We start from the raw sequence: 13,842 nt of genomic DNA on the forward strand, positions 1-13,842 counted from the left end.
CCGCGATGGACCGCCCCTTCGATTATTTCGTCATCCTTGCCGAGATGCGCACAGGGTCGAATTTCCTCGAATCCAATCTCAACGCCTTTCCCGGCATCACCTGCTATGGCGAGGCCTATAACCCCTATCTCATCGTCGATCCCGACCGGACCGAGCTGTTCGGCTTCACCATGGCCAAGCGGGATGCCGACCCCATCGGCATGATCGAAGCCATGAAGGAAAACACGGACGGCATTCCGGGTTTCCGCCTGTTCCATGACCATGATCCGCGCGTGTTCGAACATGTGATGGGCGACCGGCGCTGCGCCAAGATCATCCTGAACCGCAACCTCGTCGATGCATGGGTCAGCCAGCGAATCGCATGGTCGACGAAGCAGTGGCAGCTTGGCGACCATGCCGACGTGAAGAAGTGGAAGGTCAAGTTCGACCCCAAGGATTTCAAGCACTTCTACTTCACGGTCAAAGACCGGCAACGCGGCATCGCCCGGCGGCTTCAGGTCGAGGGGCAGGCAGGGTTCTATATCGACTACGACGACATTCAGGACCTCAAGGTGGTCAACGGACTCGCCCGATTTCTGGGTGAAACCGAAGAGATCAAGCACTTCTCGGGCAAGTTCAAGAAGCAGAACCCCGAGCCGTTGGCGGACAAGGTCCGCAATTTCGAGGATATCGAAAAGACGGTGAACGAGATCGACCGATACGATCTTGGCGCGCTGCCCAATTTCGAACCCCCGCGCGGCCCCTCCGTTCCGACCTACGTCACCGCCCACAAGGCGCCGTTGTGTTTCATGCCGGTGCCGGGGGCCTTGGATCAGGAAATCCGCGACTGGCTGGGCGCCATCGACGACGTCCACCGCGATGTGCTGGACACCGGCTTTACGCAGAAAGAGCTGCGGCAGTGGAAGAACCAGAACAAGGGCCATCGCAGCTTCACGGTGCTGCGCCACCCGGTCGCCCGCGCGCATTCGGTCTTCTGCCGCTACGTGCTGAACCACACACCCTGGACGATGTGGGAGCTTCGGCACGGGTTGATCGAACGATATGACCTAGACATCCCGTGGGACACGCCCATCGGTGAGGGGTATGACCGCGTGCGCCACCGCAAGGCGTTCCTGCGGTTCCTGCATTTCGTGACCGGGTCGCTCGGCGGGTCCAGCGTGCATGGGGTGGAACCGATCTGGGCGACGCAGGACAACCTCCTGCGTGGGTTTTCCGAGTTCGTGGCGCCGGATCACGTTCTGCGCGAGACGCAGATCAACGAAGGGCTGGCCGTCTTGGCGATGGAGATCGGGATCGACCCGCCGCCCTTGGGAGACGCCATCCCGGACGAGCCGTTTCCGCTGGCGTCGATCTATGACGACGAGGTGGAAAAAGCCGTCCGTGACGCGTATGCGCGCGACTACATGGCTTTCGGCTTCAAGAAATGGGACCGAGACGGGCGCTGATCAGGCCGCCCGCGTGGCCTGCGCTTCCGTCAGGATAGTGTGCAGGGTCTCAGGGTCCGCATTGGCGCGCAACTTGGCCGTGACGCCCGCATCCCGCATCGTGCGCGACACGAGAGCGAGAGCTTTCAGGTGGTCGACCCCGCCGCCATCGGGCGCGAAAAGCGCGAACACCAGATCCACCGGCTGACGGTCGACGGAGTCGAAATCCACCGGCTTTTCGATCCGGAAGAAGGCCCCGACCACACGGTCGAGACCTTCGATCCTTGCATGCGGCAGAGCGATGCCGTGGCCCACGCCGGTGGGCCCCAGCGTCTCGCGCTCTTGCAGAGCGGCAAAGGCGGCGGCGTTGTCGATCCCATAGGTGGCCGACACAAGATCACCCAGATCCTGAAACAGACGTTTCTTCGAAGAAACGTTGGCAACCACCTTCACGGCGGCGGGCCGAAGGATTTCGGATAGTTCCATAAGTCCCATTTGCTGACCCGGGCCTGTTCCTGCTCTAACCTGCCAAACTCAGGCGAGGTTGCCGGGGTCGATCCAACCGATGTTTCCGTCTTCACGGCGATACACAACGTTCACGCCGTTCGATTTTTCGTTGCGGAAGACCAGAACCGGCGCATGGGCCAACTCCATCTGCATGACCGCTTCGCCAACCGAAAGCGCGGGGATCCGCGTCTCCATCTCGGCGATGATCATTGGCTCCATGCCTTCGGGTTCCGACGAGTCGGACCCATCTTCCGCGGCGAGGATATACGAGGCCCCTCCGAAAACTTCAACCGGGTCAACGCGCGCTTTGTGATGGTCTTTCAGACGGCGTTTGTAACGGCGAAGTTGTTTCTCCATCTTTTCAGCGCATTGGTCGAAAGCCGAGTGGATATCGTGCGATTTGGCCGAGGCTTGCGCCGTCAGGCCGGTCGACAGGTGCACGATGGCCTCGCATGAGAATTCGCTCGCCACCTTGGAGAAAATCACATGCGCATCGGTCGGCCGTTCGGCGTATTTTTCGACCACGGCACCCAGTCCGTCTTTCACATAGACCTGAAGCGCCTCGCCGATGTCGATCTGCTTGCCACTGATTTGATACTGCATGTTTCCTCCTCTTGGATGGAATGCCCCCGAGCCTTAGCGCGACGCGCGCAAAGACACGAAAAAGGGACGGATTTCAGGGAGTTGTGCGAGGCGCGCCGCCCGGTTTCCCTGGGCGCATGACGTGCTGCGAGTGGTTCTCTTGCAGCACGAAACAAGTGGCGCGTACTCATGCATCAACTTCATTCAGCGCCCGATTTGAACCCATGTCAATCCACATAAGATGCTGCGAACGCAGCCTTTAGTGAGTGAAGATGTCGGTATCCGGCCAACCGGCCAGATCGAGCTGCGCACGCGCGGGCAGGAAGTCGAAGCAGGCCTGAGCAAGCTCCGCCCGGCCTTCGCGGGCAAGCCGCCCGTCCAGCTTTTCGCGCAGGCGATGCAGGTAAAGAACGTCCGATGCGGCATAGTCGAGCTGCGCTTCGGTCAGTTCCCGCGCGCCCCAGTCGGTCTGCTGCTGATACTTGGAGATATCGATTCGGAGGATCTCTTCGAGCAGGGTCTTGAGCCCGTGCCGGTCCGTGTAGGTTCGGATCAGCTTAGACGCGATCTTGGTGCAATAGACCGGCGCGGTGACGACGCCGAACGCATTGAGCAGGGCGGCGATATCGAATCTGCCGAAGTGAAAGATCTTCAGGACGTTCGGATCGGTGAGCATGGCGGTCAAATTCGGCGCCTCGGTCTGTCCCCGTTCGACCTGCACCATATGTGCGTGGCCGTCACCGCCCGACATCTGGACGACGCAAAGCCTGTCCCGGTGGGGGTTCAGGCCCATCGTCTCGCAATCGATGGCCACAACGGGGCCAAGGTCGAGCCCGTCCGGCAGATCGCGCTTGTAAAGATGGTTCGCCATGGGAGCCTCCGTTTCTTTCGTGATACGGCGCGCGGTTCTGCGGATCAACTCCGGCGCCCGGCCGCGGCCTGCGTCTTTCCGCTGGCTGTTCCGGCGGAACCATGCCTCATTGGCGGTCCGAATGGAGGTCGGCATATGGCCGCGCACACGCTTGTCATCATGTGCAAGGAACCGCGACCGGGTCTGGTCAAAACGCGGCTGGCTGCGGATATCGGCGCTTTGCCCGCAGCACACTGGGTTCGTCGCCGGATCGCAACCATGGTTCGTACGCTCGCGCATGAGCGCTGGACGGTCGTGCTGGCGGTCGCGCCGGACCGCGCCATGACATCGGCTTTGATTCCACATGCCCTCCGCATTCCACAGGGTCCGGGTAACCTGGGTGATCGCATGGCGCGTGCGTTCAGGGTGGCCCGGCCCGGCCCGGTGCTTGTCGTCGGCACGGATATCCCCGGACTGACCCGCGATCACGTCGCACGGGGTTTCGAGTTGATCGCGCGGCACAAGGCGGTGCTCGGTCCCGCAAGCGACGGCGGTTTCTGGGCCATTGGCCTCGACACCCGGCGGCCCATACCGGCAAACCTGTTCCAAGGTGTCCGCTGGTCCACGGAAAACGCCCTGTCCGACACGTTGGCGACCTGCCCGCCGCCTGCCTACCTGCCTTTGCTGGATGACGTCGACACGGCCTCCGACCTCGCACGACTTTCCGACTGACGGCCTCGTGGCGCCGTGATACGCCGATGACATGGCACGTATTCCCAGCAAAGAGGAAATCCTCGCGTGGATTTCCGAGAACCCGACCCAGACCTCCAAACGCGACATTGCGCGGGCCTTCGGCATCAAGGGGCAGGACAGGATCGACCTGAAGCGCCTGCTCAAGGAGCTTGAGGCGGAGGGGCATCTGGAAAAGCGGAAAAAGACCTATCGCGATCCGGACAAACTGCCGCCAGTTTCCATCCTCGAAGTGTCCGAGATCACGCCCGACGGCGACATCTTCGCCGACCCGCTGGAGTGGCAGGGGGAGGGTGACAAGCCGCGCGTGTTGTACGTGGCAAAGCAAGGCGATCCCGCGCTGAAGAAGGGCGACCGCCTGTTGTGTCGGATGACCGAGGTGGATGGCGGCGACCACGACTACGAGGCGCGGCTCATTCGCAGGATCGGCGAGAACGCCCGCCGCATCCTTGGCATCTACCGCAAAGGCCACGAAGGCGGGCGGATCATTCCCATCGACAAGGGGTCGGACAAGGAATGGATGGTGCCGGAAGGTGCCGTGAACGGTGCCACGGATGGTGAACTGGTCGAAGCCAAGCAATCCGGCCCGAAAGGCCAGATGGGCCTGCCGCGCGCGCAGATCGTCGCGCGTTTGGGCGACCCCACCGCGCCGCGCGCCGTCTCGCTCATCGCGATTCACCAGCACGGCATTCCCGATGAGTTCCCGGATGAGGTGATCGCGGAAGCCGACAAGATGAAGCCCGCGGGACTGAAGGGGCGCGAAGACCTGCGTCACCTGCCGCTTATCACCATCGACCCGCATGATGCCCGCGACCACGACGATGCGGTCTATGCCCATCCCGACGACAACCCGAAGAACCCCGGAGGTTTCGTCATCTGGGTCGCCATTGCGGACGTGGCCCATTACGTCAAGCCGGGGTCCGCCTTGGACCGTGAGGCGCGCAAACGCGGCAACTCCAGCTATTTCCCCGACCGGGTTGTGCCGATGCTGCCGGACCGGCTGTCCGGCGATCTCTGTTCGTTGCACGAAGGCGTGCCGCGTGCCGTGCTGGCGGCCCGGATCGTCATCGACGCGCAGGGGGAAAAGAAAAGCCATTCGTTCATTCGCGGCCTGATGCAATCTCACGCCTCACTGAACTACGGCGAGGTGCAGCAGGCGCAGGACGGCAGCCCGAACGACAAGGTCGCGCCGTTCATGGATGAGGTCATCACGCCGCTTTACGACGCTTACTATGCCCTGCGCCGGGCGCGCGAGGCTCGTCAGCCGCTCGACCTCGATCTGCCGGAGCGCAAGATCGTGCTCTCGGACGAAGGCAAGGTCGAAAGCGTGCGGTTCGCAGAACGGTTCGACGCGCACAGACTGATCGAAGAAATGATGGTTCTGGCCAACGTCGCCGCGGCCGAGGAACTCAACCGTCTGGGCCGCCCGCTTCTGTATCGGGTGCACGAGGAACCATCGCAGGAAAAACTCGAAGCCTTGCGGGAGGTGGCGCAAGCCTCGGGCTTCACGCTGGCGAAAGGGCAGGTGCTTCAGACCCGGCACCTGAACCAACTTCTGTCTCAGGCCGAAGGCAGCGAATTCGACGAACTCATCAATATGTCGACGCTGCGGTCGATGACGCAGGCCTATTACTTTCCGCAGAACTTCGGCCACTTCGGTCTGGCGTTGAAGAACTACGCGCATTTCACTTCGCCGATCCGCCGGTATTCCGACCTGATCGTGCACCGCGCGCTGATCTCGGGCCACAACTGGGGTGCCGATGGTCTGTCGCAGGACGACATCGACCAGTTGGAGGCGACGGCGACCCATATCTCGCAGACCGAGCGTCGGTCGATGGAAGCGGAACGCGATACGACCGACCGTTACCTTGCCGCCTTCCTGTCGGATCGTGTCGGCAACGAGATGACGGGGCGCATCGCGGGTGTCCAACGATTCGGGATTTTCGTCAGGCTCGATGAAACAGGCGCCGATGGATTGGTGCCGGTTTCAAGCATCGGGGCGGAATATTTCCGCTACGAAGAGCCGTCGCAGAGCCTTGTCGGCGAACGCTCCGGGTTGGAGCTGACGGTCGGCCTTCCGGTCCTTGTCAGGCTTTCGGAAGCGGTGCCTGTGACAGGTGGTCTCATGTTCCAGCTTCTTGAAGTTGCTGGCAAACCTGTCAAAACGACAGGTCGCACCCCGGGCGGGAAAGGCGTAAGGAGAAAACCTGCGCGAGCCGGAAAAAAATCAGCGAAAACACGTGCCAAGGTGCGTCGAACGCGGAAATAAGAACGTCGCTCCGGCGACGCGAGGAGTTGGAGCATGACCGTCCCGCAATCTGACATAAGTCAGGCGGATTTCCATGACTGGATTGCGCGCGTGGTTCGCCCGCGCGCGCTGGGTCGCATGATCCAGGCAGGCGTTTTCGACAAAGCGATGGGGTCCGCGCAGTTCCTGCCCGATGTCGTCGAACGGCAGATGAACCAGTCGGAATTCGTCCTGCCGATCTGGGAATACCTCGACATCGCCGCATCGGAGGAGCGTGTTCGCAATGGCCGCACCGCCCTTCGCAAGCGCCGGGAACTGTTCATCGAGATCGAGCGCCGGTTCGGGGTCGAACCCGAAATCGTCGCCGCGATCTGGGGTCTGGAATCCGGCTATGGCGTGAACCGGGGTTCGGTGCCCATCCTGTCCGCCCTTGCGACGCTGGCGTGGCGCGGAAGCCGGCAGGCGTTTTTCGAGGATGAACTGGTCGCAGCCCTGCGTATCCTTCAATCCGGCCACACGACGCCCGAAAAGATGGTCGGGTCTTGGGCCGGTGCGATGGGTCACGGGCAATTCATGCCGTCGAGTTTTCTGAACTTCGCCGTCGATTTCGATGGCGACGGGCGCAAGAACATCTGGTCGAACGACCCGACCGACGCGGTCGCGTCCATCGCGAATTACCTGTCCAAGCACGGATGGCGGCGGGGGCAGCCGTGGGGCTACGAGGTGTCGTTGCCGGAAGGGTTCGACTATGCGCTCGTCGGGATGGATCAGGCGCATGGCGCCCCGTTCTGGGATGATCGCGGCGTTCGGACCGTGACGGGGGACAGGCTGCCGGACTACGGCGTCGGATCGATCCTGCTGCCAGCGGGGGCGCGCGGCGTTGCCGTCATGCTTTTGCGCAATGCCCATGCGCTTCTTCGCTACAACAATGCCGAAGCCTATGTGCTGGGGGTCGGTGTGCTGGCGGACCGGATCGGCGGCCACAAAGGGCTGGTGCAACCGTGGCCTTTCGACGATCGCGTTCTGACCCGAAGCGAGGTGCGCGAGGCGCAGGAATTGCTCAGCGGTCTTGGCTATTCGACGCAGGGCGTCGATGGAATGCGCGGCCCCAACACGGGCCGCGCCGTGCGCGCTTTCCAGACCGATGAAGGGCTGGTGCCCGACGGCTACCTGTCGGGCACGGTCCTCGACCTTCTGCGCGAAAAAGGCGGCGCGGCCTAGGCTACCTTGCGCGCGCCTTCCGCCGCCGCGCGGATGGCGCGGATATTGTCGCCGTAAACGTCCGGATTGCCCACCGAACCGCCCTTGAACACGGCGGACCCGGCGACGAGCGCGTCCGCACCCGCCTCGACCACCAAGGGGGCCGTCGTCGGGTCGACGCCACCGTCGATTTCGATATGGATCGGACGATCACCGATCATCTCACGCAGGCGGCGCACCTTGGCGGTCATGTCGATGAACTTCTGTCCGCCGAAACCGGGGTTTACGGTCATCACGCAAATGAGGTCGGTCAGATCCAGCAGGTGCTCGACCGCGTCCGCCGGCGTGCCGGGGTTAAGCGCGACGCCCGCCTTCATTCCCGCGCCCCGAATGGCCTGAAGCGTCCGGTGGGTGTGCGGCCCGGCCTCGACATGCGCGGTCAGGATATCGGCCCCCGCCTCGGCATAGGCGTCGATATAGGGGTCGACCGGCGCGATCATCAGGTGGACGTCCATGACGGTCTTCACGTGCGGGCGGAACGCTTTGACGGCGGGCGGGCCGAAGGTGAGGTTCGGCACGAAATGCCCGTCCATCACGTCGACATGCACCCAGTCCGCGCCCTGAGCTTCGATCGCGCGGATTTCCTCGCCGAAGTTGGCGAAGTCGGCGGACAGGATCGACGGGGCGATCTTGATGGAACGGTCGAAAGTCATGGCAGGCCTCATGTGCGGTTTCCCTGCACATAGCGCCCCGGCCCGTGTGGGTCCAGTTACGGAATCGCGGGACTCATGCGCTCCGATATGCGCTGGGCCTGAAAACCGTCCGCCAGACGGGTCAGTTTGAGGTCTGCGACGACACCTTGCGCGTAGAACGGGTCGCCTTCGGCGAAGGCGCGTGCATCCGCAAGCGTGGCGGCCTCCAGCACGCCCCAGTGACCGATCGCGTCCCCGTCGTCATTCCAAAGCGCCGAGCCGATCAGGACCGAGCACAGCCCATGCCCCCCGGATCCGACCCAATCGCGGTGATCGGGTCGCAGGCGGTCCCGCTCGTCCTGTTTGCCGGGGTGGTGGATGTTTTCCATGAGAAAAAACATAAGGTTACCCTTTCAGAAACGGCACCAGAAGGTCCGCGACCTCGTTCGGGCGCTCGACAGGCGCGAAATGGCCGGCCTCTTCGATGATCTCCAGCCGCACGTCGGGTATCAGCTTCACCATCTCCTCGTGCTGTTCGACGGGCGACCACGCATCCTGCCGCCCGACCATCACCAGCGTCGGACAGGCGATCTGATCCAGATACGCCGAGGCATCGGGCCTGCGCACCAAAGCATGAATTTGCCGTTCATGTTGCTCAGGCGTCTTGCGCAGGACCATCTCGGTCAAAGCGCCCATGAGCGTCGGCGTCTGGTTCGGTTCATACACCATCGGCGGCAACCATCGGTCGGCCAGAGCCTGCATCCCGTGTTCATGGGCATAGGCCACGATGTCCGCCCGCTTCTCGGTCTCGCCGTCCTTGAGCGGCCCGAAGCCTGTGTCCAGAAGCGCGAGTTTGCGCACGCGCCCGGGTGCGATCCGCGCCATTTCCATCGCGACGCGGGCCCCCATCGAATGCCCGGCGACCTCGAGCGGCCCCTCGGCGATGGCAAGGCAATCGACCGCCATCTGCTCGATCCGGTCCTGCGACGAGACTTCGGCCACGTAGGCGGGCATTCTGGCGGTGACCGGTTCCCAGCAGAACCCGTCGCACAGCAGGCCGGGGATCAGGATCGCGGTCATCAGTTAATCATCGTGTCCGGCAGGATCAGCGAAATCTGCGGGAAGGCGACAAGGATGATGAGCGTGATGAACATGGCCAGCCAGAACGGTGCCACGCCCCGGAACATCCGTCCGAGCGACACGTTCGGCGCCACGCTTTTCACGATGAACACGTTCAATCCCACGGGCGGGGAGATCAGGCCCATTTCCAGCGTCAGAACGACCAGCACACCGAACCAGATCGGGTCGATACCAAGTTGCTGCACCACAGGGAAGAAAATGGGCATCGACAGCACCATCATCGCGAACCCTTCAAGGAAGCAGCCGAGGACCAGGTAGATCAGCAGCATGATCGACAAGACGCCAAGCGTGGAAATGTCGGCGGTTTCCAGGAATCCTCCAAGCCATTGCGGAATGTGGCTGAGGGCTAGGAAGGTCTTGATCATGTAGGCCGAAATCAGGATCAGCATGACCGTCGCGGTTGTCACGACGCTGTCCTGCGCGGCTTTCCAGAACGTCTTGAGCGTCAGTTTGCCGGACAGTGCGCCGATCAGGATGATGAGGCCCGCGCCGACCGCCGAAGCTTCGACGGGCGAGAAGATGCCGGTGTAGATGCCGCCGATGGTCAGCACGATGACCAGCAGGATCGGGGCCGCGCCACCCGTCGACCGCATCTTGTCGGACAGGGTCGTTTTCGGGCCTTTCGGCCCCATCTCCGGCTTGAACCACGTGATGATGAGGATCGTCAGGATGAACATGGACAAAAGCAAAAGGCCGGGCAGAACGCCCGCAAGGAACAGGCGGCCGATGGATTGCTGCGTCAACAACGCGTAGATCACGAACCCGGTCGAAGGCGGGATCAGAATGCCGAGCGTCCCGCCGGCCGCAACTACGCCCGTCGACAGGCGGTTGTCGTATTTGAACCGCTCCATTTCCGACAGCGACACGCGCCCGATGGTCAGGGCCGACGCGACGGACGAGCCGGACAGGGCGGCGAACCCGCCACAGGCGACGACGGTGGCCGAGGCCAGCCCGCCCCGGATCGATCCGATCCAGGCATAGGCGGCATCGTAAAGCTTACGGCTCATCCCGGTTTCGGTGGCCACGTTGCCCATCAGGATGAAGAGCGGCACGACGACGAGTTCCACGGTCGCGGCAAGCGAGAAGCTGTCCGAGGCGAGCTGGCTCATCGCGGCCTGCGGGGAGTTCAGGATCATGTTGCCGATGAACCCGACGGTGAACATGGCGAAGGCCACGGGGATGCGCAGCCCGAGCAGGACGAACAACGCCACCAGCCCGAGCAGGCCGATCATTTCAACGCTCATGCGTGGCCTCGCGATTCTTGACCGTTGTCGCCGGTCAAGACCAATCCGATCGCGCGCAGGATCATCCCGAGGGCGGTGATGATCGACATGACGACGATGGCGCCTTTGAACCAGTCGAATTGAAGGTCAATGATGTTGGTTTTCTGAACGACACCAAGCTGGAACCGCATCAGGTAGATCGAAGACCAGGTGGTCCATGCGATCCCGATGAAGATAACCGCGCCGATGACGGCCGAGGCGAAATCGCCGGCCCAGATCATCCAGCGTGGCATGGCGTTTTCAAGAAGGTCGACGTTCACGTGACCGCCGATCTTGTCGCACAGCGCCATGCCGCCGAACACGATCAGGACCATGCTCATCTGGCTGATGTCCTGCGCTCCGGTCAGGGGGCTGCCGAAGAAACGGCCGATGACGTCGATCAGGATCACCACCACCTCGATGACGAGGCCGATGGTGCCGACAAGGGCAGACAGGCGAATAAGCCCGTCTGCCCAGGTGCTTACGCGTGCGCCCAAGGCTTACATGCCCTGCATGGTCTTGAGCACGTCCTCGCCGCCCACTTCACCGACGACTTTCTCGCGGATCGGGTAGGTCAGCTCTTCGAAGGCGGCACGCTCGTCGTCCGAAAGCGTGTAGACGGTGTTGTCACCCGCGGCTTCGAGGCTTTCGATCACACTCGCGGCGCGGGCGTTCCAGCCCTCTTCCGCCGACTGCGACAGCTTGCGGCCGATGATCGAGTCCATGGCTTCCTTCATCTCGGCGGGCAGCCCTTCGTACTTCGCCTTGTTCATGACGACGTAGAACGAGATGTGGCCGAGCGGCGCGTTGAGCGTGTAGCTGTTCGCCACTTCGTCGAGCTTGAAGTCGCCGACGGCGGAGGCGCCGGTGATGACACCGTCGATCAGTCCGGTCTGGAGCGAGTTGTAGATTTCGCCAGCGGGCATCTGGACGGGCGTCGCGCCAAGGGCTTCGACGGCGGCCGCCGCAGCGGAACCCGACACGCGGATCTTGAGACCCTGAAGGTCGGCGGGCGTGCGAACGTCGACGTCTTTCATGATGAAGATGTTCGGTTCCGACAGCCACAGGGCGAGCGGAACGGTGCCCGGAAACTCGCCGTCGAGCTGCCCGGCCTCATAGGCGTTCCACAGCATGTCGTAGCCGGTCATGCCCTCGGGCAGGGCGCCCGGCAGTTCCGACACCATGGTCAGCGGGAATTGAGACGAGGTATAGCCCTGAAGCCCCCACACGATGTCGGCCACGCCCTGAACGACGCGGACGTATTGTTCGAGCGGACCGGCGCCAAGCTCGCCACCGGGGTAGACTTCGATCTCAAGACCGGAGCCTTCGACGGCGGCCTGAAGCGGTTCGATGGTGGAAGCGGTGAGGGTGTGCGCGGGCGGAACCCAGTGCGCAAACTTTACGGTTTCGGCAAGGGCCGGAGCCATGCCTGCCACCGTGACGGCCGCGGCTGCGGCGGCAGTGCGGAAAATGTTTCCTTGGATCATCTGTAGTCCTCCCAGTCAGATGTCGCGCCCGAATTCGGGCTATAGAGGTGGCCGCACGGTATGGGAGCCGTGGGGCCGGTCAAGTCACATTCAGCTTTGTCCCATAAGGTTTGTCTATTCTTCCCCGATGATTACCGCTTGAACAAGGCATCTCGGGGTTGTCTGCGGCGGGATGACCCATCCCGCCGCAGGAAAGCTTGGCCAGACCGATCAGGTCTTGGTGCGCCAGCTGTCGGCGTAGTTGGTGCGCGCTTCCGTCGAATACGGCGTCGGCGACACGCGAACGCGGATCGTGGTCTGCTCATGCGGCTCGACCGAGGTCTTCTTGGACCCGCCGTCGGGCTCGCCCCAGACCATTTCAAGCACATCGCCGACTTCGACCGACTGGTCCACGACGCCCAGCGACAGCAGGCAGCGTTCGTTAAACGAATAGCCGTTGAACATCGACATGCCGACCATCTTGTCGCCCTGCATCACCTTGTCCGCGGTGGACGAGGCGTAGTTGGGCTGCGGGAAGTCGATCCACTTGTAGTTCTTCTCGCCCGGCGCGAAGTTCGAAGCGATGACCTTCATCACGTCTTCCGCGTTCCACTCGAAGGTGACTTTCTTGCGGTTGGACGAGGCGCCTTTCATCTTGGTCAGGGCGTCCTTGCCGATGAAGTCGTCTTTCTTCCAGCCGATGTAGAAGCCGTAGCCCAGTTCGAACGGGTTCACGTAGTAGTCTTCGATGTTGTCGGAGACATAAGACCCGCCGATGGAGCCTGCGGCCTCATACGACTGTTCGGTCAGCCACTCGCGGTAGTCCTTCATCATGCCGTCGCCGGTGTAGATGCCGGGCAGCGGCGAGGGGATCCAGCCGGATTCGACGGTGTTCGTCGAATAGGCGCGCGAGCCCACGAAATGCATCTCGACACCGACCTTTTTGGCGGCCTCGGCGATGGTCGACTGGATGTAGGACTTGTCCGCGTAGGGGCCCCAGATTTCCAGACCGGGCGCACCGGCCATACCGTGACGCAGGGCCTGCACCTTGCGCGACCCGATGTTGATCGTGTCGACGTGGAAGAACTTGATCTCAGGCACCGGACCGCCGTTGATCTCTTCAAAGATCTTGTCGGCATCGGGGCCTTGGATCTGGAAGCGGTAGTGCGTGCGGTAGATCGCCTTGCCGTCCGGACGCGAATCCGAGCGCGGATCGTGCGAAACCTTGACGTTCCACTTGCCGATCGCGGCCTGGAACATGATCCAGTTCGAGGTCGGGGCGCGGCCCACGGTCACGTACTTGTTTTCGTCCAGACGGAAGATGATGTGGTCGCCGATCACGTGGCCCGCCGGGGTCACGGGCACGAAGTGCTTCGCGCGGCCCATGTCGAAGTTGCCGAAGTCGTTGATACCGACGTGGGCGAGGAACGCCTGCGCGTCCGGGCCTTCGACGGTCACTTCGTCCATGTGGTGCGATTGGTCGTAAAGAACGACCGAGTCACGCCATGCCATCTGTTCCGAACGCCAGTTCGTGAACTCCGGGGCGACGCCCGGGTAAATGTACATGCCGATTTTGGAATTGCGCAGGTGCGTGACGATGTCCGTCTCCTGCATGATTTGCTCAAGGCTCTTCGCCATGATGACCTCCCTACCATCAGAATGTATACATGGAACGACGATTGACGCGATTTTGCAAGCAAAATCCGGAAAACCGCGCTGAA

Annotated in this window: 14 protein-coding genes; 4 read left to right on the forward strand and 10 right to left on the reverse strand. The window is 62.5% G+C overall.

What is annotated here, in order from left to right; genetic code table 11:
* Positions 1-5 precede the first annotated feature (5 nt).
* Positions 6-1,445: a hypothetical protein gene (locus FCT00_RS06270; protein ID WP_008332407.1), complete on the forward strand. Its 1,440-nt coding sequence runs from the start codon at positions 6-8 to the stop codon at positions 1,443-1,445.
* Here FCT00_RS06270 and FCT00_RS06275 read toward each other — a convergent pair whose 3' ends face one another.
* From FCT00_RS06275 to FCT00_RS06285, 3 genes are all read right to left on the reverse strand, one after another.
* The gene (locus FCT00_RS06275; protein WP_008332405.1) at positions 1,446-1,910 is read right to left on the reverse strand and encodes a PTS sugar transporter subunit IIA; all 465 of its coding nucleotides are present in this window, start codon (positions 1,908-1,910) and stop codon (positions 1,446-1,448) included.
* 48 nt (positions 1,911-1,958) lie between these two features.
* Positions 1,959-2,534 carry a ribosome hibernation-promoting factor, HPF/YfiA family gene (gene hpf / locus FCT00_RS06280; RefSeq protein ID WP_008332404.1) on the reverse strand — a complete coding sequence of 192 codons (576 nt, stop codon included), beginning with the start codon at positions 2,532-2,534 and terminating at the stop codon, positions 1,959-1,961.
* Between the two features lie 238 nt (positions 2,535-2,772).
* On the reverse strand, positions 2,773-3,384 hold the full coding sequence (locus tag FCT00_RS06285; RefSeq protein WP_138422267.1) for a ribonuclease D: 612 nt from the start codon (positions 3,382-3,384) through the stop codon (positions 2,773-2,775).
* A 135-nt stretch (positions 3,385-3,519) separates the two neighbouring features.
* Between FCT00_RS06285 and FCT00_RS06290 the strand changes: the two genes are divergently transcribed.
* The 3 genes from FCT00_RS06290 to FCT00_RS06300 are packed head-to-tail and all read left to right on the forward strand — an operon-like array spanning position 3,520 to position 7,582.
* Entirely contained in the window at positions 3,520-4,095 is a 576-nt protein-coding gene (locus tag FCT00_RS06290) for a TIGR04282 family arsenosugar biosynthesis glycosyltransferase (RefSeq protein WP_138422268.1), read from the forward strand.
* Positions 4,096-4,126: 31 nt separating this feature from the next.
* Entirely contained in the window at positions 4,127-6,382 is a 2,256-nt protein-coding gene (gene rnr, locus FCT00_RS06295) for a ribonuclease R (protein WP_138422269.1), read from the forward strand.
* Positions 6,383-6,415: 33 nt separating this feature from the next.
* Positions 6,416-7,582, forward strand: coding sequence for a lytic murein transglycosylase (locus tag FCT00_RS06300; protein ID WP_235888945.1), 1,167 nt, complete (start codon positions 6,416-6,418; stop codon positions 7,580-7,582).
* Here the strand turns inward: FCT00_RS06300 and rpe are convergent.
* From rpe to ligM, 7 genes are all read right to left on the reverse strand, one after another.
* Positions 7,579-8,274: a ribulose-phosphate 3-epimerase gene (gene rpe, locus FCT00_RS06305; protein WP_138422270.1), complete on the reverse strand. Its 696-nt coding sequence runs from the start codon at positions 8,272-8,274 to the stop codon at positions 7,579-7,581. The two genes, FCT00_RS06300 and rpe, sit on opposite strands and share 4 nt — an antisense overlap.
* Before the next feature lie 56 nt (positions 8,275-8,330).
* Complete coding sequence (locus FCT00_RS06310; protein WP_138422271.1) at positions 8,331-8,654, reverse strand: YciI family protein; 324 nt, start codon at positions 8,652-8,654, stop codon at positions 8,331-8,333.
* A gap of 4 nt (positions 8,655-8,658) precedes the next feature.
* Positions 8,659-9,333: an alpha/beta fold hydrolase gene (locus FCT00_RS06315; protein WP_138422272.1), complete on the reverse strand. Its 675-nt coding sequence runs from the start codon at positions 9,331-9,333 to the stop codon at positions 8,659-8,661.
* Positions 9,333-10,637, reverse strand: coding sequence for a TRAP transporter large permease (locus tag FCT00_RS06320; RefSeq protein WP_138422273.1), 1,305 nt, complete (start codon positions 10,635-10,637; stop codon positions 9,333-9,335). Before FCT00_RS06320 ends, FCT00_RS06315 begins: the two co-directional genes overlap by 1 nt.
* Positions 10,634-11,152 (reverse strand): TRAP transporter small permease, encoded by a 519-nt coding sequence (locus FCT00_RS06325; protein WP_138422274.1) that lies wholly within the window; start codon positions 11,150-11,152, stop codon positions 10,634-10,636. Before FCT00_RS06325 ends, FCT00_RS06320 begins: the two co-directional genes overlap by 4 nt.
* 3 nt (positions 11,153-11,155) lie before the next feature.
* Positions 11,156-12,142, reverse strand: coding sequence for a TRAP transporter substrate-binding protein (locus FCT00_RS06330; protein WP_008332390.1), 987 nt, complete (start codon positions 12,140-12,142; stop codon positions 11,156-11,158).
* A gap of 210 nt (positions 12,143-12,352) precedes the next feature.
* Entirely contained in the window at positions 12,353-13,759 is a 1,407-nt protein-coding gene (gene ligM, locus FCT00_RS06335; RefSeq protein WP_138422275.1) for a vanillate/3-O-methylgallate O-demethylase, read from the reverse strand.
* Positions 13,760-13,842 lie beyond the last annotated feature (83 nt).

The sequence above is a fragment of the Maritimibacter alexandrii genome (assembly GCF_005871115.1).
In the GTDB taxonomy this organism is placed as follows: Bacteria; Pseudomonadota; Alphaproteobacteria; order Rhodobacterales; family Rhodobacteraceae; genus Maritimibacter; species Maritimibacter alkaliphilus.